Source organism: Nonomuraea sp. N2-4H, from assembly GCF_045291505.1.
Classification (GTDB): Bacteria; Actinomycetota; Actinomycetes; order Streptosporangiales; family Streptosporangiaceae; genus Nonomuraea; species Nonomuraea fastidiosa.
Genome location: NZ_CP147987.1, coordinates 4,804,384 through 4,824,103, shown reverse-complemented (window position 1 = coordinate 4,824,103; position 19,720 = coordinate 4,804,384). Strand labels below are relative to the sequence as shown.

The following is a 19,720-nucleotide window of genomic DNA, read 5'->3' as shown; positions in this document are numbered from 1 at the left end:
AAGGGAAACGATGGCCGCTCCCCTCGGTATAGAACGTCTGTTCGGATAGAATCGGCTGCGTGTCTCGCAAGCAGATCACCGGCATCGGCCCCGCTCCGCGCACCGGGGCCGATGACAGCGGCTGCCCGATCCTCCACGTCGACATGGACGCCTTCTACGCCAGCGTCGAGCTGCTCGAGCGACCCGAGCTGAAGGGGCGTCCGGTGATCGTGGGCTCGCCCGCCGGGCGCGGCGTCGTGCTCAGCGCCACGTACGAGGCGAGGGCGTTCGGCGTGCACTCGGCGATGCCGATGAGCCGGGCGCGCCGGCTCTGCCCCCAGGCCACGATCATCCCGCCGAGCCACGGTAAGTACGCCGAGGTCTCCAAGGGCGTCATGGAGATCTTCCACGCCATCACCCCGCTGGTGGAGCCCATCGCCTCCGACGAGGCGTTCCTCGACGTGGGCGGTGCCAGGCGGCGGCTCGGCCCGCCCGCGACGGTCGCCGCCATGATCAGGGAGCAGGTGTTCGAACGCTACGGCATCACGTGTTCCGTGGGCGTGGCGAGCAGCAAATTCATCGCAAAACTCGCTTCCAAGCAGTGCAAGCCCGACGGCCTGCTGGTGGTGCCCGCCGACGAGGTGGTCGACTTCCTCCATCCGCTGCCGGTCTCGGCGCTGTGGGGCGTCGGCGAGCGCACCGAGCAGGCGCTGGTGCGCCTGGGCATCCGTACGGTCGGCGACCTCGCCAAGGTTCCGCCCGCCACCCTCCAGCGTGAGCTGGGGCAGGCGGTGGGCGGTCATCTGGCGGCCCTGGCCTGGGGGCGCGACGAACGCCCGGTGACCGCGCACGTGCCCGACAAGAGCATCGGAAACGAGGAGACGTTCGCCACCGACGTCGACGATCCCGACGTGATCAAGCGCGAGCTGCTGCGCCTGTCGGAGCGGGTCGCAGCTCGCATGCGTAAGGCCGGTCACGTGGGAAGGACAGTAAGTGTGAAGCTACGCCGAGCCGATTTCACCACGATCAGCCGGTCGCGTACGCTGCGCGAGCCGACCGACGTGGCGCAGGTGATTTACGCCACCGCCTGCGAGCTGTTCGAGGCGGCCGGGCTTCAGCGGGTGCGGCTGCGCCTGGTGGGGGTCCGGATGGAGAACCTGCGACCGGCCGGCGAGGCCACCCGCCAGCTCAGCATCGGAGAGAAGGAGACCGGGTGGCGCGAGGCGGAGCAGGCCATGGACCGGGCCATCCAGAGATTCGGTCCCGACGCGGTGCTCCCGGCGTCGCTGGTACGTGGCAAGCTTGATGAAATAGAGACATGACGTTCGATGTCAGGACTTGCTGGGGGCGTCCGTGTCAGGATTTGGGGGAAGGGGGGCGAGATGAGCCACAATAGAGCTATGACGTCGCCTCCGGTTTGGTCTGCGTTGGACGTTTGCTTTCGCCTACGTCTACAGCCTCGTATTCTGGGGATAACCGACCGCGAGGTTCGGACACCCCGTGTCGTCCGTTGCCGTCTTCCCCGTCCTGGGGCCGTCCTTGGGAGGCGCCGTGCCGCTCTCTGAGCACGAGCAGCGCTTGCTCGACCAGATCGAGCAGGCCCTCTACGCCGAGGACCCGAAGTGGGCCAACACCGTAAGGATCAGCGACCCGCGCAGCCATTACAAGCGTCGCCTGGTCAAAGCCTCCATCGGCTTTGCGCTCGGCGTCGTCATCATGATGGTCGGCGTGGTCATCAGCGGCACCGCCCTGATCCCGCTCGGCGTCGGCGGTTTCGTGGTCATGCTCGCCGCGTGTCTGTGGGGCCTGTCCAGCTGGAAAAAGATGAATGGATTCGGCGACGGCCCCGGTGCCGGCACGGCCACCCCTCCGGGCAAGCAGGCCCGCCGGGGCAACCGAGGCACCTTCATGGAGCGCATGGAAGAGCGCTGGCGCCGTCGTCACGACGAACGCTGACCCATCCGGGCAAGCGTCGCGGCCGCCCCCGGTAGGGGACGGCCGCTGGCACGCCCACCGTCAGCCGGTACCGGCAGCTTGTCCGTGCCCCGTCCAGGCTTCACCGGGTGCCGGATCCCGTGCCCGGTTCTCTCGCGTCCTCCCAGCACCATCCCGGCCATCGTCTTCCGGCCGCCGCTCCGTTCAGGCAACGTCGAGCCTCGCACCCCGTCGCCGGCAGGAGTCCGTAGGCGTCGCTCTCGTTGAGCCGCGACACCCGCCATCGTCGGCTGCGGTCGGTCGGCGGCCACCTCGTCCAGACGGCCGCGCGCTCTTCACCGCCGTCGTCGGCTTCCTCCCGCGAGCGTCGTTTCGGGCCGGGCCTGCCGGCACAACACTCCCAGACGCGGCGCGACCGCCCAGCCCGTGAAAGCAGAGGGCTGGGCGGTCGCCTTCCGTGGGTCAGGCGCCTCGCTGGGCCGAAGTGCGGCGCAGGCGGATGGTCTCCAGCAGGTCGAACCCGTCGAGCAGCCGCTCGCCCACCTGCCGCATCCGCCGCAGCGTGGACGGCGGCAGCAGCACGGCGCGCACCCGCCGCCCGCGCGAGACGGTGGCCGCCAGCGCCAGGCGTACCCGGCGCAGCTCCTTGCCCATGGGAGCGATCCGGCCTGGATCGCGGGCGAACAGCACCCGCTCGACGCTCTGCGCGATGGCCGCCATGGCCGCCGCGGACTCGGCGTCGAACTCGTACTGCTCGGTCAGCCGCCGGGCCAGCGCGCGCGGCGTCTCGCTCGGCAGGCGGGCCATGCCGTAGTCGTACAGGACGTCGTCGAGCTCGGCCCATACGGCGGCGACGGTCGCCTGGCCGCGGCGGGTGACCATCCTGGCGGTCAGCTCGTCGGACGGCTGGGAGACCTTCCAGGTGAGGCGGCGTACCCGGCGGTTACGGGAGATCAGCCGCAGACCGGCCGGGATCAGCAGGACGAGCAGCAGCGCGCCCGCCCCGATGCCGATCTTGGCGGCCAGCGGCATCGAGTCGTCCGGCGGCGTCGTGCCGGTCGCGACCGTGCCCTCGCGGTCCAGCTCGCGGGTGTTGCGCCGGGCCTGCGGGTTCTGCGGCTCGTCGGCCTCGGAGCTGGTGGTGCCGGTCGACGGCTCGCTGGTGGAGCCGGTCGACGGCTCGGGCCTGGGCTGGGAGTACTCGGGCACCCGGGCGCTGCCCTGCCCGGCGGCGCCGGCCGGCGTCGGCTCGAACGGCAGCCAGCCCACGCCTTCGAAGTACAGCTCGGGCCAGGAGTGGGAGTCGTTGGTGCCGACCTCCCAGTGGTCGCCGACCTTGGTGCCGCCGGTGTAGCCGATCGCCACCCGCGACGGGATGCCGACCAGCCGGGCCAGCACCGCCATCGAGGCGGCGAACTGCTCGCAGTAGCCGGCCCGGGAGCGCAGCAGGAAGTCGGCGAGCGCCGAGTTGCTGTGCCCCTGCGTCTCCAGGCTGTAGATGAAGCCGCCGTCGGTGGTGAAGAACTTCTGCAGCATCACCGCGGCCTCGTACCGGGTGCGCGCCTCGGCGGTCACCTCGTCGGCGAGCTCCCTGATGCCGGGCGGCAGGTTCTCCGGCAGGGCGAGGAAGCGGTCGTCCGCCTCGGACGGCAGGCTGTCGGTCGCGTCCAGCAGGTCGGCGGTGGGCTCCGGCTCGGTGGTGCGGACCTCGTACTCGGCGCCCGCGGCCTCCTCGCGGGTGGAGAAGACCATGAGCGTGTCCACGTCGGCCCGCCAGTCGCCGTCGATGTCGATCTGCCGGGGCGGATACGGCAGCGGCAGGAACTGCAGCTTCGCGATCTCGTCGCTGATCCGGATGTTCGTCCGGACGTCCCTGATCTTCGGCCGCGGGCCGAGCCCCGGAGGGTCGGGCAGCGGGCCGTTCTCGGTCCTGTTCTGCGGCGCGCCCTTCGGCTGGGTCATGCCGAACTGCTGCCCGTCGAACGTGTCCAGAGCGTAGATCCGCAGGTAGCGCGGCCTGTTGTCGCTGTTGGAGTAGGTCAGCACCACGCGCCGCTGCGGCAGCTGGAGCTGGCCCTTGAGGTTGGCGATGGGGTTGGGGATGCTGATCGAATTGCCGGGCCCCGAGCCCCTGCCGCCCACGCCGAAGGTGAAGAACGACACCGGCTCCATCGTGGGCAGCGCCGCCGGCAGCAGCACGGCCAGCAGGATCGCCGCGAACCCGATGCGCTTGCCCGACAGCCGCAGCCCGCTGGTGTCGGCGGTGTCGCGCGGCGTCCTCTCCTGGGAGAGATTGACCGCGCGCGTACGGCGTACCAGCACCGCACGCCCCCAGTGGCCGATCCGCTCGCGCCCGTCGGAGATGAGCAGCCCGATGAAGCCGAGCGAGGCGATGATGAACGCGGGCCAGCTGATCGGGTCGGCGAGGATCGTCGCCGGCACCGTGGCGAGCGCCAGCAGCGGCAGCCCGGCCAGCGCCGCCCGGCGCAGCCGCGCGGCGAGCAGGTCCACGGCGATCGCGATGAGCGCCACGCCGCCCGCCGTCAGCAGCGTGATGCCCTCGGTGTCCGGTACGGGCGCCGCGAACCGCTGGATGTCGGCCCATCCGACGCCGAGCAGCCTGATCAGCTCCGCCACCGAGTCCTTGGTGGGCACCACCAGCGCCCACGCCTTGCCGGACGCGAACGAGACGGTCAGGAAGATCCACGCGGCCGCCAGCCCCACCAGCGGCGCCGCCCACGCGGGCAGCGACAGCCGGCTGCTCAGCAGGCCCGCCGCGACCACGGAGAGTACCGCGCCGAGCGAGGTCCAAAACCACGAACCGCCCGAGAAGAGGGGGTAGAGCAGGAAGGCGGCGGCGAAGGAGGCCGCCCCCGAGGCGATCGTCAGTCTCATGCCGCCCCTCCCGTGGGATCGAGCACGTATCTGCCGCGGTTGGCGGCGTCCGGCCAGACCGAGGCGATGGAGACGCCGGCGGGCAGGTTGACGATGCGCCAGCCGTACCCGGCCAGGATCGTCTGCACGGCCAGGTGGTTCTCCGCGGCGGTGCGGTCACCGCCCTCCCAGGAGCTCACGTCCAGCAGCACCGCCACCCCGGTGATGCTGCTGTGCCGCAGCCTGGCCAGCTCCCTGGCCTCCTCCGGCTCCATCGCGCCCAGCACGGCCACGATCAGCCCGTCGCCGCCGCCCTGGCGCAGCGCGGACACGCCCATCTCCAGGGAGCGCGCCGGGCTGTGCCTGATGACGGCGAGCGTGTCGAGCAGCGACTGGCTGCCCTGGTCGGTCAGGTGCTCGGCGCCCTGGTCGGTGACCAGCCGCAGGCCGAGGCCCTCGCGGGAGAGGTGCACGCCGATCGAGGCCGCCGCCGAGACGGCCACCTCGAACGACGAGCGCGGGCCCTCGCCGCGGTGCGCGTGCCTGCGGGTGTCGAGCAGCAGCGCGCCGCGGCTCTGCCACTGCTGTTCCTCGCGCCGCACCATCAGCTCGCCATGGCGGGCGGTCGAGCGCCAGTGCACCCGGCGCAGGTCGTCGCCCTGCCGGTATTCGCGCGGGGCCACGTCGTCGTCGCCGGCCGCCGCCACACTCCGCGTACGGCTCTCGCCGCCGCCCGCCCACTCGCCCGACAGCCGTACGTGGGGCAGCGCCACCACCTGCGGCGTCACCACGAGCGTGTCGCTGATCGTGAACGAGCGGGTCAGCTCCACCAGTCCGAACGGGTCGGCGATGCGGATCGACAGCGGCCCGATCGTGTAGCGCCCGCGCAGGTCGGAGCGCACCCGGTAGTCGATCTCCCGCACGCCCCTGGCCTCGACCCGGTCCAGCACGAACCGGGGGCGGACGCCCAGCGCGTACGGCACCGTGTCCTCGATGAGCAGCAGGCCGGTGGGCAGGCGGGTGACGTTCTCCAGCCGCAGGGTCACGGTGGCCTCGCCGCCCACCTCGGTGCGTGCCGGGTCGAGCCGGCGGGCGCAGCTCAGCCGGTAGCGGGTCCGCGCCACCACCATCGCGGCGAGCAGCGGCAGCGCCGTGATCAGGACACCGATTCTGAACAGGTCGTTCTCGCCCAGCAGCAGCGCCATGAGCAGCGCCGCGATCCCCGACGCCAGGAACGACCTGCCACGGGAGGTCAGTGCCCGCAGCCCGGCCCTCACCGCGCCCTGCCCCGCGGGCGCAGGTCCTGGATGCCCGTCATCAGGTGCCCCGCGTCTCCGGCACCGGCACCCGCCTGACCAGGTCGGCCACGACGTGCTCCGGCAGGCGGCGCTGGCCCTGGGCCTCGATGCTGGGCAGCAGGCGGTGCGCGAGCACGGGGATGGCGAGGTCCTGCAGGTCGTCGGGGATGACGTAGTCGCGGCCGGACAGCGCCGCGTGCGCCCTGGCGGCGCGCACGAGCTGCAGCGTGGACCTCGGGGAGGCGCCGAGCCGCAGGTCGGGGGAGTGGCGGGTGGCCACGACGAGGTCGATGGCGTACTTCTTGATGGCCTGGGAGACGTAGACGCCGCGTACGGCCTCGATGAGGGCGCGCACCTCGGCGGTGGTCGCGACCGGCTCCAGCTTGTCGAGCGGCGAGGTGCCGCCGTGCACGTCGAGCATCTCCAGCTCGGCGGTCGGCTCGGGGTAGCCCATCGCCACGCGGGCGGTGAAGCGGTCGCGCTGGGCCTCGGGAAGGGGGTAGGTGCCCTCCATCTCGACGGGGTTCTGGGTGGCGATCACCATGAACGGCGACTCGAGCTGGTACGTCCGCCCGTCCACCGTCACCTGGCCCTCTTCCATGCATTCCAGGAGCGCGGACTGCGTCTTGGGCGAGGCCCTGTTGATCTCGTCGCCGACGACGATGTTGGCGAACACGGGACCGGGCTTGAACTCGAACTCCCGCGTCTGCTGGTTGTACGCGCTCACCCCGGTGATGTCACTGGGCAGCAGGTCGGGGGTGAACTGCACACGGCGCACGGGACAGTCGATGGAGCGGGCCAGCGCCTTGGCGAGCATCGTCTTGCCGACGCCCGGCACGTCCTCGATCAGGAGGTGGCCTTCGGAAAGCAGGACGGTAAGGGTGAGGCGGACGGCGTCGCTCTTGCCCTCGATCACCGATTCGATGGCCTGCCGGATCCGGTGGGCGGTGGTGACCAGCTCGTCGAGCTGGGGAGGGACGTCATGGGTAACTGCCACCAGGCCTCCATGAGAAGTGCGACGGCTGTCCCGGTACGGTGCCTTTGCGGGAGCCATGCCATTCCTTTTCCATTGTTCTGTACGACCCTACGACGCTGCGGGTTCCGTAGCGACATTTGTGGATATTCAGGGAACACCGGTCATGTTCCGGTTCTTGTGGCATGGTCGTGCGAATCCCGTGACACAGCGCACTCCAAGGACCGCGGGAAGGCCCCGGCGCCGCCCTCCACCGAGCGCTCCACTTTCCTCCACTCCACGCTTCGCCCCTCCCCTGAGGGGCCTATTTGAAGGCGGTTTCAAAGCCTCGACACGCCCATGGCGGGGACCGCCGCCGCACCCCGCTCCACCCTGAGCCATGCCTCTGACCTGCGGTAACGCAAGGGAAACCAATGATGAAGACGGTTCGAATCAGTTGACGGTGGGGAGAAGTGGAGTATGGTGGTGCGCAGTGGAGGGCACGGTGCACCAGCGCTGAGCGCTTCACGAGGCACGGGAGGTGGGGCCGGTGTTCCTCGGCACCCATCAACCGCGTCTGGACGACAAGGGACGGCTGTTCCTGCCGGCTGAAGTACCGTGAGGAGCTGGCGGAGGGTCTTGTGATCACCAAAGGCCAGGAGCGATGCCTCTACGTCTTTCCCGTGGAGGAGTTCCAGCGCATTACCGAGGCTCTCAGCACCGCCCCGGTCACCGCCAAGGCGGTGCGTGACTACAGCCGCGTCTTCTTCGCCAGCGCGTCCGACGAGAAACCAGACAAGCAGGGACGCATCACCATTCCACAGAGTCTCCGCACGTACGCGGGCCTGGAACGTGACTGCGTCGTCATCGGGGCCAACACCCGGCTGGAGATCTGGGACGCACAGGCTTGGGACAGCTATCTCAGTGCACAGGAGCAGGCGTTCGCCGAACTGTCCGAGGAGGTGCTGCCAGGGATTCTGTAAAAGAACCACGGTCGATCCGTCGGTGATGTCGTTCGGCGAGGTCTCCACCCGCAACCACTGTCCGTCAGCTGATGCACCTTCCCCGGTGTCAGATGGCGGGCGTCCACGAAGAGGGTGCGGATGGGGACCTGGCCGGGCGGCGCCGGTTGGGGACCCAGGAATGACCGGCGATCGATCGATGAACGCGTCATCCGCGAGCAAGGACGCGAAAGGGGGGGTTGGAGATGGACGACAGCGTCGCCACGGGCGGTCACGTTCCGGTGATGCTCGACCGCGTTCTGGAGCTGCTCGGCCCCGCGCTGTCCGGCCCCGACCCCGTCGTCGTCGACGCCAACCTCGGACTCGGCGGTCACTCCGCCGCTCTGCTCGCCGCCCACCCGGCGCTCCACCTCATCGGCATCGACCGCGATCCCTACGCGATCGAACACTCCACCCGCAGGCTGAGCCCCTACGCCGACCGCATCACCCTGGTCCACGCCTCGTCCGCAGACCTGCCCGACGTGCTCGCGCGTGCCGGGCGCACCACGATCAACGGGGCGCTGTTCGACCTCGGCGTGTCATCGCCGCAGCTCGACGAGGCCGAGCGCGGGTTCGCCTATTCCTATGACGCGCCGCTCGACATGCGCATGGACACCTCCCAGGAGCTCACGGCCGAGCAGGTGGTCAACACGTACTCCGCCGCCGACCTCACCCGCATCCTGCGTGACTACGGCGAGGAGAGATTCGCTCAGCGTGTCGCGGGCCTGATCATCAGAGAACGTGCCAAAGAGGCAATAACCTCGACGAAGCGGCTCGCGGACATCGTTCGCGAGGCCATCCCCGCCGCGACCCGGCGCACCGGGGGCAACCCCGCCAAGAGGACTTTCCAGGCGCTGCGCATCGAGGTGAACGCGGAGCTGTCCGCCCTGGAGGCGGCGCTGCCCGCGGCGCTCGACGCGCTGGCGCTCGGTGGGCGAGTCGTCGTGCTCTCCTACCACTCACTCGAGGACCGGCTCACCAAGCAGGCCCTCACGGCGCGAACCAGGGACACCAGCCCCCCCGGGCTGCCCGTCCCGCTTCCGGCTCACCAGCCGAGGTTCCGCCTGCTGACGAGGGGAGCAGAGCTCCCGAGCGAAGAAGAGATCGCCCGCAACCCGCGGGCGGCCTCGGCCCGGCTACGGGCGGCAGAGAGGATCCGTGTTGACGACTGAGCAGGAGACCGGCCGGGGGGCTCCCGTCCGCCGCGCGGTGCCCAGGACGGGCGTCCGCAGGCCGGCCGTGTCGCAGCAGCCCAAGCTCCGGCCCCGTCCCGACGTGCGGGCCGAGGCGCGAGCCGACGTGCGCTCCGAAGCGGCGGGCAGGCGCTCGGCCGCCGAGCGCGCGCGCCTGGACGCGCGTGCGGGCGGCTCCACGGGCGCTGCCGCGGCGAGCGGCGCTCCCGCGCGCGGTCGTGCCAAGGCGGCTCCCGTACGCGGCAAGGCGCCCGCGCCCGAACGGACCAAGGCTCCCACGCGCGGCAGGACCGCCGCACCCGAACGCGGCAAGCCCTCCACGCGCGCCGCCGCGCCCGCCACCGCGCCTGTCACCGCGCCTGTCACTGCGCCCGCCAGTGAGCGCAGGCCCGGCGAGGCGGCCGGCGCACGCGTGCGCAAGGCGCCCGCAGCACGCCCCTCGGGCGGCCGTGGCCCCGCGCGCCGGCAGCGCACGCCGTTCGTCCTGCTCGTCGTCGGCCTGCTCTGCGGCGGCCTGGTGAGCCTGCTGCTGCTCAACACGATGCTGGCCCAGGACACGATCACCGACGCCAAGCTGCGCGAGGAGATCGCGGTGGCGCGGCGCGAGAACGAGAAGATCGACCAGGAATATCAGCTCAAGACCCAGCCGGGCAACATCGCCCGGCTGGCCGAGATGCAGGGGCAGCACCCCGACTGGGACGAGGTCAACGCCTACACCAGCGACGGACGGCCGAACCAGGCGGACACGGAACGGTGAGGGAATCAGGCGGCAGGGGGCAGGGCCCCGGCCGCGGCGCAGGCGGCGCCGGCTCTCAAGGAGGGCCCGGCGCCGCTCGTCGTACGCCGGGCGGTCCCGGAAGGACGACACGGCAGAGCGGCGGCTCGGGGCGCGGCGGGCCCTCCGGTGAAGGCCGCCCGCCGTCGCAGGAGCCGCCGCGCCGCCGTCGCGACCCCGACGACCCCCTCGACCTGCCGTTCGGGCCCGAGGCGTTCGGTCCCGCAGGCGACGCGCGGGGCCGCTCGCGCGGCGACGACCGGCCGGCCGGGCGCAGGCGTCCCCGTGACGACGATGACGCGGGCCCCCGCAGGGCTCCCCGCGACGACGAGCGGCCGAGAGGGCGCGCGGCCCAGGGCCGTGACGACGACGGCCGCCCGCGCGGGCGCGCCCCCCGCGACGAGGCCGACCGGCTGCGCGGGCGCGTGCAGGGGCGCGACGACGATCGGGGCAGGACCGCCAGGCCCGGCGGCGCCGGCAGGCCGGGTCCCGCCGGCCGTACGGGATCGGCGGCGGGCTCCAAGGCGGCCGGGCAGCCCGGCGGCAAGGCGCGCCGTCCGGGGGACGAGGAGCCCCGGGGGCGCGGCCAGGACGGCCCGCTGCGCCGCACACCGTCCGGTGCCCCCCGAGGAGCCGCGGGCGCCCCGCCGGGAGGTCCCAGAGGGGCCGCAGGCGCCCGGCAGGACGCCGCCCGGGACCGTGACGGCGCGGCGGCCAGGCGCACCCCCCACAGCGGCTCTCGCGGCGCCTCCCGTGGCGGTGACGTGCCGCCGCCCAGGGGACCGCGGCGGCCGCCGCCGCGCCCGCCGCTCGTGCTGCGGCTCGGCAACCCGCGCAGGCGCATCAACATCGGCCTGATCGGCATGACGTTCGTGCTGTCGATCTTCGCCGGCCGGCTCATCCAGATGCAGGGGCTCGACGCCAAGGTGTACGAGGCCGCGGCGGCCGAGCAGCGCGTGCAGACTGTGGCGATCCCGGCCAAGCGCGGCTCGATCACCGACGTCAAGGGCCACTACCTCGCCGTCACCCGCGAGGCGCGCGACCTGTCGATCGACCCGACGAAGGTGCCCTCGGGGAAACGCGCCGAGGTGGCGAGCGTCCTCGCCCAGCAGCTCGGCAAGAGCGAGCAGGAGATCGCCGCCAAGCTGGCCAGGACGGACACCCGCTACCAGCTGCTCGCCAGGGGCGTCGACCCGTTCGTCGCGACCCGGCTGCTGCAGGCCAAGATCCCGTCGCTGGCGGCGAAGAAGACCTACCGCAGGGACTACCCAGCGGGCGACCTCGCCGGCAGCCTCATCGGGTTCGTCGGCGACGACGGCACCGGGCTCGGCGGCATCGAGCGCGAGAAGAACGAGCTGCTGGCCGGCCGCGACGGCAAGATGCGCGTCGAGACCGGCCGCGACGGCCAGCAGATCCCGATGACCAGCAGCGAGCAGACGCCGCCTGTCGACGGCCGTGACGTGCGCCTGACCATCGACCGCGACATCCAGTGGGCGGCCCAGAAGTCCATCGCCGATCAGGTGAAGAAGTCGGGCGCCGACAGCGGCACCGTGATCGTCATGGACGTCCAGACGGCTCAGATCATCGCCATGGCCAACGCGCCCGAGCTCGACCTGAACAACTGGCGCAAGGCTCCCGAGTCGAGCTTCGTCAACAAGGCGGCCTCCGTCGTGTTCGAGCCCGGCAGCACCAACAAGGTGATCACCGCCGCGGCGGCGCTGGAGGCCAAGGTGGTGACGCCCGACACGGTCTACCGGGTGCCCGACCGGATCAAGTGCGCCGACCAGGTGCTGCGCGACGCCCACAGCCACAAGACGGAGCCGATGACGTTCCGCCAGGCCATGGCGCAGTCCAGCAACGTGGCCACGGTCATGGCGGCGCGCAAGGTCGGCAGCGAGCGGCTGCACGCCATGCTCAAGGCGTTCGGCTTCGGCAGCAGGCCAGGCGGCGGCGTGCCCGGCGCGAGGCCGGCCTGCTGCCCGACTACAAGAAGTGGTCCGGCAGCCAGAACTGCACGGTCGCCTACGGGCAGGGCGTCTCGGTGACCGCGCTGCAGATGGCCAGCGTCTACCAGACCATCGCCAACGGCGGCGTCAAGATCGAGCCGCAGATCGTGGCCGGCACGACGGACGAGCACGGCAGGTTCGTCCCCGCTCCTCCCGGTAAGCAGACCAGGGTGGTGAGCGAGACGACGGCCAAGGAGATCACGACGATGCTGGAGAGCGCCGTGGGCGAGGAGGGCACCGGGCAGCTCGCCGCCATCGACGGATATCGCGTTGCGGGCAAGACGGGCACCGCGAACCGCTACGATGCCGAACTCGGCCGCTATGACGGCTATACGGCGTCGTTCGCCGGGTTCGCGCCGGCCGACAAACCACGCCTGGTGGTGCTGTCGGTGCTGCAGAACCCGAAGAACGGGCACTTCGGCGGGCAGCTCGCGGCCCCCGTCTTCAAGGATGTGATGACGTTCGCCATCAAGAGCAAGAAGATTCCTCCCACAGGCTCGGCCGTCTCGCCGGTGCGGGTCGGCGCGGGACAGTGACCAGGGAAGGTACGCTCTCGCCGTGCGTCCCCCGTCGTCTATGCGTCCCACGACCAGCCCGCCCCGCCCGCTGAGCGGGCTCGCGACCATGCTCGACGCCGAGTCGGGCACGTCGCGCTCGCCGCACGCCGTGCTGACCGGCGTCACCATCGACTCGCGCGAGGTCAGGCGCGGCGACCTGTACGTCGCGCTGCCCGGCAACCGCGTGCACGGCGCCGAGTTCGCCGCCGACGCGATGGCGAACGGGGCCGCGGCCGTGCTCACCGACCGCGCGGGCCGCGAGGCCGCGGTGGCCACCGGGCTGCCCGTGCTCGTCGTGTCCGACCCGCGCGCCCTGCTCGGGCAGATCTCCTCCTGGGTGTACGGCCAGCCGGCCCACGACATCCAGATACTCGGCGTGACCGGCACCAGCGGCAAGTCCACCACCACGTTCATGATCAAGGCCGGCCTGCGGGCCGCCGGTCACCGTGCGGGCCTGGTGGGCGGCGTCGAGATCCACGCCGGCGAGCTGCGCTTCCAGCCCAGGCTCACCACGCCCGAGGCGACCGACCTGCACGGCCTGTTCGCGCTCATGCGCGAGGAGGGCGTCACGGCGGCGGCCATGGAGGTCTCCAGCCACGCGCTGGCGCTCGGCAGGGTCGACGGCGTCTACTACGACGTCGCCCTGTTCACCAACCTGTCGCAGGACCACCTCGACTTCCACAAGGACTTCGAGGACTACTTCGCGACCAAGGTCAGGCTGTTCCAGCCGGAGATGAGCCGCGTCGGGGTGACCAACATCGACGACCGCTACGGCCGCGAGCTGCTGGAGCTGGCGAAGGTGCCGCTGACCACGTTCTCGGCGCTGGGCGACCCCGAGGCCGACTGGCGGGCGGTGGACACCAGGCTGGGCTCCGACGGCAGCGCGTTCCGCGTGGTGGGCCCCGGCGGGGTCGAGGCCGACGCGACCGTGGCGCTGCCCGGGCCGTACAACGTGGCCAACGCGCTCGGCGCCGTGGTGACGCTCGTCGAGGCCGGCGTGCCGCTCCAGGCGGCCGTGCACGGCATCGGCACGCTCGCCGGGGTGCCGGGACGCATGCAGCGCGTCACGGGCGCCGACGACGAGTTCCAGGCCGTCGTGGACTACTCGCACAAGCCGGGGGCCGTGGAGTCGGTGCTGCGCTCGCTGCGCTCGGTCACCGAGGGCCGCCTGACGATCGTGCTCGGCTGCGGCGGCGACCGCGACAGCGGCAAACGCCCACTCATGGGGGAAATCGCCGCGCAACTGGCCGATGTGGCAATCTTTACGAGCGACAACCCGCGATCCGAGGATCCGCTGGCCATCCTCGCCGCGATGATGGAAGGGGCGCTCCGCGTTCCCCGGCACCACCGCGCTCATGTGATCATTGAGCCCGACCGCGCGGCCGCCATCGGCCTGGCGATCGCCCGGGCCGGGCGCGGCGACGTGATCGTCGTAGCGGGCAAGGGTCACGAACAGGGCCAGTACGTCTCAGGCGAGGTGATCCCCTTCGACGACCGCGAAGTGGTCGCCGAAGCGATCGACGCACGCAAGGAAAGCAGGAAGCACTAATGATCCCGTTGCCTCTGGCCAGGATCGCCGAGATTACCTCGGGCGCCCTGTCGGGCATGGCCGATCCCCGCGCGGTGGTGCGCGGGCCCGTCGTGATCGACTCGCGGGCCGTAGAACCGGGATCCCTCTTCGTCGCCATCAAGGGCTCGCGGGCCGACGGTCACGACTTCGCCGCCCAGGCCGTACGCGACGGAGCCGTCGCCGTGCTCGCGAGCAGGCCGGTCGACGCGCCCGCGGTGATCGTCCCCGACGCCGCCGCCGCGCTCGCCGAGCTGGCCGCCGCGCAGGTGCGCACGCTCACGAAGGCGACCGTCATCGGCGTGACCGGGTCGGCGGGCAAGACCACCACCAAGGACCTGCTGGCCCGCCTCACCGGGCGGATCGGGCCGACCATCGCGCCCGTCGGCAGCTACAACAACGAGCTCGGCCACCCGCTCACCGTGCTGCGGGCCGACCTCGACACCCGCTACATGGTGCTGGAGCTGGCCGCGCGCAACATCGGCCACATCAAGGAGCTGACCCGCGTCGCGCCCCCGAAGATCGGCGTCGTGCTCAACGTCGGCACCGCCCACCTCGGCGTGTTCGGCGGCAAGGAGGCCATCGCCAAGGCCAAGGGCGAGCTGGTCGAGGCGCTGCCGCGCGACGGCGTGGCGGTGCTCAACGCCGACGACCCGCTCGTGCGCGGCATGGCCTCGCGCACCGAGGCGCGGGTGACGTACTTCGGGCAGGGCGAGCAGGCGGCGATCAGGGCCGAGAACGTCGTGGTCGACGTGCGCGGGCGGGCCTCGTTCACGCTGCGCACCCCCTCGGGCTCCGCGCACGTGTCGCTCAAGCTGATCGGCGCGCACGCCGTCGAGAACGCGCTCGCCGCCGCCGCGGCCGCCTACGAGCTGGGGCTGCCGGTGGCCACCATCGCCGAGGAGCTGTCGGCCGCCACGCCGGCCAGCCGGTGGCGGATGGAGGTCACCGACCGGCCCGACGGCGTCACCGTGGTCAACGACGCCTACAACGCCAACCCCGACTCCATGCGGGCCGCCTTCCAGGCGTTCGACGTGATCGGCCGCGGGCGGCGGCGCTTCGCGGTCATCGCGGCGCTGCGCGAGCTCGGCGAGGACAGCGGGGAGCTCAACACCGAGCTCGGCCGTCTGGCCGGCGGCGCCGGTCTCGCCGGGCTCATCGTGGCGGGTCCCGACGCCGAGCCGGTCCTGCAGGGGGCGCGCGCCGCCGCCATGGAGACGGCCGCCGCGCTGGAAGCCGCCGCCCAGGAAGCCGCCCAGACCTCCGCGCCGCCCGAGCCCGCTTCCGACCCCCAAGGTCCCGGGGCGCCCGTGTCCGGTCCTCAGGCCGCGGGTCCGCAGGGGCCCGGCGCCCCCGCCTACGGGCCGCAGGCCCCGGGCGCGCCCGTCCCGGGTCCCGGTGCCCCCGGTCCTCAGGGCGCGGTTCCGCAGGCTCCCGGTGTTCCCGGGGCTCAGGGTCCGCAGCTTCCCGGAGCGTCCGTTTCCGGCCCTCAGGGTCCGCAGTTTCCCGGGCCGCAGGCTTCCGGTGCCCCCGCCGGTGTGCCTCAGGCGCCCGGTGCGTCCGCCTCCGGGCCGCAGGGCCCCGGTGGGCCCGTTCCCGGTGTGCCCGGTGCGCCCGCGCCGGTGCAGGGGTGGCAGCCGCCCGCGGGCGGGCCGCCCATCGGACCTCCCGGCGGACCGGCGGGCGGTCCGCCCCGGCCGTCCCCGGCGGCTTCGGCCGCCCCACGACCGTCGTGCACGTCTCCGACGCCGAGGCCGCGGCGGCGCAGCTCGCCGCGTGGCTGCGGCCAGGTGACGCGGTATTGATCAAGGGCCCGCGAGCGATGGGCCTGGAGCGAACGGCCGAGCTGGTGCTCGGAGGTGCCCCCCAGTGACCAACATCATCATCGCCGGCGCGGTTGGCCTCGTCCTCTCGATGCTGTGCACCCCGCTGGCGATCCGGCTGTTCTCGCGGCGCGGCATCGGCCAGCAGGTCCGCGAGGAGGGCGTGCAGGCGCACCTCGGCAAGCGGGGCACCCCCACCATGGGCGGCACGGTGTTCGTCCTGGCCGCCCTGCTCGCCTACGGCGCCTCACACCTGGCCACCCTGACCCCCGTCACCGTGTCGGGCATGCTGGTGCTGTTCCTGATGACGGGACTCGGCGCGGTCGGCTTCCTCGACGACTTCATCAAGATCTACAAGCAGCGCAGCCTGGGCCTGCGCAGCGGCGCCAAGGCGCTCGGCCAGCTCATCGTGGGCGCGGTCTTCGCCGTCCTGGTGGTCCGCCAGCCCAACGTGTACGGCATCACGCCCGCCGAGACCCGGCTGTCGTTCCTGCGCGACTTCGGACCCTCGATCGGCATCGTCGGGTTCACCATCTGGGTGCTCATCATGATCGTCGGGTTCTCCAACGCGGTGAACCTCACCGACGGTCTCGACGGCCTGGCCAGCGGTGCGACCGGCACGGTGCTCGCGGCGTACGTGCTGATCGGCAACTGGCAGCTGCGCAACAACTGCATCGACCAGCTCGGCCCCAACTGCTACTGGGTGCGCGACCCGCTCGACCTGGCCGTGGTGGCCGCCGCCGTGCTCGGGGCGCTCATCGGCTTCCTGTGGTGGAACGCGCCGCCCGCCCGCATCTTCATGGGCGACACCGGCTCGCTCGCGCTGGGCGGCGTGCTGGCCGGCCTGGCCATCGCCACCCGTACCCAGCTCCTGCTGATCATCCTGGCCGGCCTGTGTGTGATCATCACGCTGTCGGTCATCATCCAGGTCGGATCCTTCAAGATGACCGGGAAACGGGTGTTCAGAATGGCGCCGTTGCAGCACCACTTCGAGCTCAAGGGCTGGGCGGAGACCACGATCGTGGTCCGCTTCTGGCTGATCGCCATGCTGTGCGCGGCGCTCGGCCTCGGGCTGTTCTACGTCGAGTGGATGCCCAGGCCATGACGTACACGTGTGTCGCCGGGCTCGGCGTGTCCGGCACCGCCGTGGCCGAGGTGCTGGCCGCGCGGGGCGAGCGGGTCGTGGTGGTCGAGGCGACGGAGGGCGAGCGGCAGCTCGCCGCGGCGGCGGAGCTCGCCCGCGTCGGCGTGGAGAGCAGGTTCGGCGAGATGGCGCTGCCGGAGGGGGTGACGCGGCTGGTCACCACCGGCTGGCCGCCGCACCACCCGCTCATCGACGCCGCGCTGAAGGCCGGGGTCGAGGTCGTCGGCGAGGTCGAGCTGGCCTGGCGGCTGCGCTCCGGGCAGGCGGCGCCGTGGCTGGCGCTGACCGGCACCAACGGCAAGACCACCGCCGTGCGCATGCTCACCTCGATCCTGCTGGCCGCCGGCCGCAAGGCGCTGGCCGTGGGCAACGTGGGCGTGCCCGTGGTGCGCGCGGTGGGGGAGCCGTACGACGCGCTGGCCGTCGAGCTGTCGAGCTTCCAGCTCCACTGGTCGTCCACGCTGGCCCCGCACGCCGCCGCGGTGCTCAACGTGGCGCCCGACCACCTCGACTGGCACGGCTCCATGGAGGAGTACGCCGCCGCCAAGGGCCGGATCTTCGAGCGCGCCGGCACGGTGATCTACAACGCCGACGACCCCGAGGCCGCCAGGCTGGCCGCCCCCTACCCGGGCGCGGTCGGGTTCACGCTGCGCATCCCCAGGCGGGGCGAGATCGGCGTGGTCGAGGACCTGCTGGTGGACCGCGCGTTCGTGGCCGACCCCGTGGACGCCGCAGAAGAGCTCGCCACCCTTGACGACATCAAGCCGTTCGCGCCGCACAACGTGGCCAACGCGCTGGCCGCCGCCGCCCTGGCCCGCTCGCTCGGCGTGCCCGCCGAGGCCGTACGCCAGGGGCTGCGCGACTTCGTGCCCGACCCGCACCGGCTCGCCCACGTCGACAGGATCGGCGAGGTCGACTACGTCGACGACTCCAAGGCCACCAACCCGCACGCCGCGGCCGCGGCGCTCGCCTCCTACCGCTCGGTGGTGTGGATCGCGGGCGGCCTGCTCAAAGGCGCGGACGTGGAGGACCTGGTACGCCAGGCCGCCCCGCGGCTGCGCGCGGCGGTGCTGATCGGCGCCGACCGCGCCAGGATCGCCGAAGCCCTGGCGCGACACGCGCCGAATGTCCCCCTCGTGGACATCGCGGATCGGGACACTGGTGCGATGGACAAAGTCGTCACCGAAGCGGCCCGGCTGGCCTCGCCAGGCGACACCGTGCTGCTCTCCCCGGCGGGGGCATCCTTCGACATGTTCGCGAACTATCCGGCGCGAGGGGAGGCCTTCGCGCGTGCCGTACGCGAGCTGAGGGCGCGACGTGAGCACGAGCGCTGAGGAGCGGGTGCGGCCGGCGCGCGCCGAGGAGAGCCCGCAGAGCTTCCTGCGCGAGCAGCTGCTCGCGCTCAAGGAGCTGCTCGACAAGCCGCTGGCCACCTACTACCTGATCATCATGTGCAGCGCGCTGCTGCTCGCGCTCGGGCTGATGATGGTGCTGTCGGCCTCCAGCATCGAGGCGCTCAACAAGACCGGCAGCCCGTTCTCGTGGTTCATCAAGCAGTCGCTGTCGGCCGCGATCGGCGTGCCGCTCATGTACGTGTGCTCGCGGCTGCCGGTCAAGTTCTTCCGCTGGGCCGGCTACCCGCTGATGGCGCTGTCGATCATCGCGCTGGTCATGGTGCTGTTCGTCGGCTCGGCCGAGTGGGGCGCGCAGCGGTGGATCTACCTCGGCCCGCTGACCATCCAGCCGTCGGAGCCGGCCAAGCTCGGGCTCGCGCTGTGGGGGGCCGACCTGCTGGCCAGGCGGGCCAAGCAGGGCCGCATCGAGTGGCGGCAGATGCTGCTCCCGCTGCTGCCCGGCACCGCGATCCTGGCCGTCATGGTCATGCTGGGCAGCGACCTCGGCACCACGCTCGTACTCTTCATGATCTTTCTCGCGCTACTGTGGGTGGTGGGCGCGCCGATCAAGCTGTTCGGCGGCTTCATGGCGCTCGCGGTGCTGGCCGCCGTCATCGCGATCAAAGTGGAGCCGTACCGCACCGCGCGCATCAGCTCCTTCCTCGACCCGTGGGCCGACGCGCAGGGCGACGGCTACCAGGCCGTGCAGGGGCAGATCGCGATCGGCTCGGGCGGCTGGTTCGGCGTCGGCCTGGGCGAGAGCCGGCAGAAGTGGAGCTGGCTGCCCAACAGCGAGAGCGACTTCATCTTCGCCATCATCGGCGAGGAGCTGGGGCTCATGGGCACGCTCACCGTCGTGGCGCTGTTCGGGCTGCTGGGCTACGCGGGCCTGCGGGTGGCCATACGCGTCAACGACGCCTTCACCAGGCTCGCCGCGGCCGCCACGGTGGCGTGGGTGGTGGGTCAGGCGACCGTCAACATGGGCGCGGTGCTGGGGGTGCTGCCGATCACCGGCATCCCCCTGCCGCTGGTCTCGTACGGCGGCTCGTCACTGCTGCCCACGCTCGCGGCGCTCGGCATGCTGCTGTCGTTCGCCCGGCGCGAGCCGGGAGCGCGCGAGGCCTTGGCGGCACGTGGCCCCGGACCGGCCGCCCGGGCCCTAAGCTGGCTGGGCCTGCGGCGTACGACCAGAGGCCGAGCGACACGTTAGGGAGTGACCGAG

11 protein-coding genes and 3 pseudogenes are annotated in these 19,720 nt (G+C 72.1%); 11 read left to right on the top strand and 3 right to left on the bottom strand.

Translation table 11 applies throughout. From position 1 onward, the window contains the following. The first annotated feature begins 59 nt into the window (after positions 1–59). Together WBK31_RS22165 and WBK31_RS22160 are read left to right on the top strand one after the other, a co-directional pair. Positions 60–1,301, top strand: coding sequence for a DNA polymerase IV (locus WBK31_RS22165; RefSeq protein WP_364054867.1), 1,242 nt, complete (start codon positions 60–62; stop codon positions 1,299–1,301). Positions 1,302–1,530: 229 nt separating this feature from the next. Further along, positions 1,531–1,935, top strand: coding sequence for a DUF3040 domain-containing protein (locus tag WBK31_RS22160; RefSeq protein ID WP_364054864.1), 405 nt, complete (start codon positions 1,531–1,533; stop codon positions 1,933–1,935). A gap of 441 nt (positions 1,936–2,376) precedes the next feature. On the opposite strand, the gene WBK31_RS22155 is transcribed toward WBK31_RS22160, so the two are convergent. The 3 genes from WBK31_RS22155 to WBK31_RS22145 are packed head-to-tail and all read right to left on the bottom strand — an operon-like array spanning position 2,377 to position 7,140. Further along, on the bottom strand, positions 2,377–4,809 hold the full coding sequence (locus tag WBK31_RS22155) for a DUF3488 and transglutaminase-like domain-containing protein (protein ID WP_364054861.1): 2,433 nt from the start codon (positions 4,807–4,809) through the stop codon (positions 2,377–2,379). Further along, positions 4,806–6,065, bottom strand: coding sequence for a DUF58 domain-containing protein (locus WBK31_RS22150; RefSeq protein ID WP_364054858.1), 1,260 nt, complete (start codon positions 6,063–6,065; stop codon positions 4,806–4,808). The genes WBK31_RS22155 and WBK31_RS22150 overlap by 4 nt, the downstream gene beginning before the upstream one ends. Positions 6,066–6,105: 40 nt before the next feature. Further along, positions 6,106–7,140, bottom strand: coding sequence for an AAA family ATPase (locus WBK31_RS22145; RefSeq protein WP_378787773.1), 1,035 nt, complete (start codon positions 7,138–7,140; stop codon positions 6,106–6,108). A 448-nt stretch (positions 7,141–7,588) separates the two neighbouring features. On the opposite strand from WBK31_RS22145, the pseudogene mraZ reads away from it, so the two are divergent. The 9 genes and pseudogenes from mraZ to ftsW all read left to right on the top strand — a co-directional run bounded on the left by mraZ (position 7,589) and on the right by ftsW (position 19,708). Continuing rightward, positions 7,589–8,021, top strand: a pseudogene (gene mraZ / locus WBK31_RS22140) (division/cell wall cluster transcriptional repressor MraZ). Positions 8,022–8,245: 224 nt separating this feature from the next. Continuing rightward, positions 8,246–9,211, top strand: coding sequence for a 16S rRNA (cytosine(1402)-N(4))-methyltransferase RsmH (gene rsmH / locus WBK31_RS22135; RefSeq protein WP_364054849.1), 966 nt, complete (start codon positions 8,246–8,248; stop codon positions 9,209–9,211). Then, a complete protein-coding gene (locus tag WBK31_RS22130; RefSeq protein WP_364054846.1) occupies positions 9,201–9,989 on the top strand; it encodes a hypothetical protein in 789 nt (262 codons plus the stop codon). The genes rsmH and WBK31_RS22130 overlap by 11 nt, the downstream gene beginning before the upstream one ends. Before the next feature lie 881 nt (positions 9,990–10,870). Beyond that, a pseudogene (locus WBK31_RS22125) lies at positions 10,871–12,549 on the top strand (peptidoglycan D,D-transpeptidase FtsI family protein). A gap of 40 nt (positions 12,550–12,589) precedes the next feature. After that, positions 12,590–14,119: a UDP-N-acetylmuramoyl-L-alanyl-D-glutamate--2,6-diaminopimelate ligase gene (locus WBK31_RS22120; RefSeq protein WP_378787777.1), complete on the top strand. Its 1,530-nt coding sequence runs from the start codon at positions 12,590–12,592 to the stop codon at positions 14,117–14,119. Then, positions 14,119–15,354: pseudogene (gene murF, locus WBK31_RS22115) on the top strand (UDP-N-acetylmuramoyl-tripeptide--D-alanyl-D-alanine ligase); the annotation flags it as partial. The gene WBK31_RS22120 and the pseudogene murF, both read left to right, overlap by 1 nt. 652 nt (positions 15,355–16,006) lie before the next feature. Next, positions 16,007–17,065, top strand: coding sequence for a phospho-N-acetylmuramoyl-pentapeptide-transferase (mraY, locus tag WBK31_RS22110; protein ID WP_364054837.1), 1,059 nt, complete (start codon positions 16,007–16,009; stop codon positions 17,063–17,065). Continuing rightward, positions 17,062–18,438: a UDP-N-acetylmuramoyl-L-alanine--D-glutamate ligase gene (gene murD / locus WBK31_RS22105; RefSeq protein ID WP_406673069.1), complete on the top strand. Its 1,377-nt coding sequence runs from the start codon at positions 17,062–17,064 to the stop codon at positions 18,436–18,438. The genes mraY and murD overlap by 4 nt, the downstream gene beginning before the upstream one ends. Then, a complete protein-coding gene (gene ftsW / locus WBK31_RS22100; protein ID WP_364054831.1) occupies positions 18,422–19,708 on the top strand; it encodes a putative lipid II flippase FtsW in 1,287 nt (428 codons plus the stop codon). Before murD ends, ftsW begins: the two co-directional genes overlap by 17 nt. Positions 19,709–19,720: the final 12 nt, after the last annotated feature.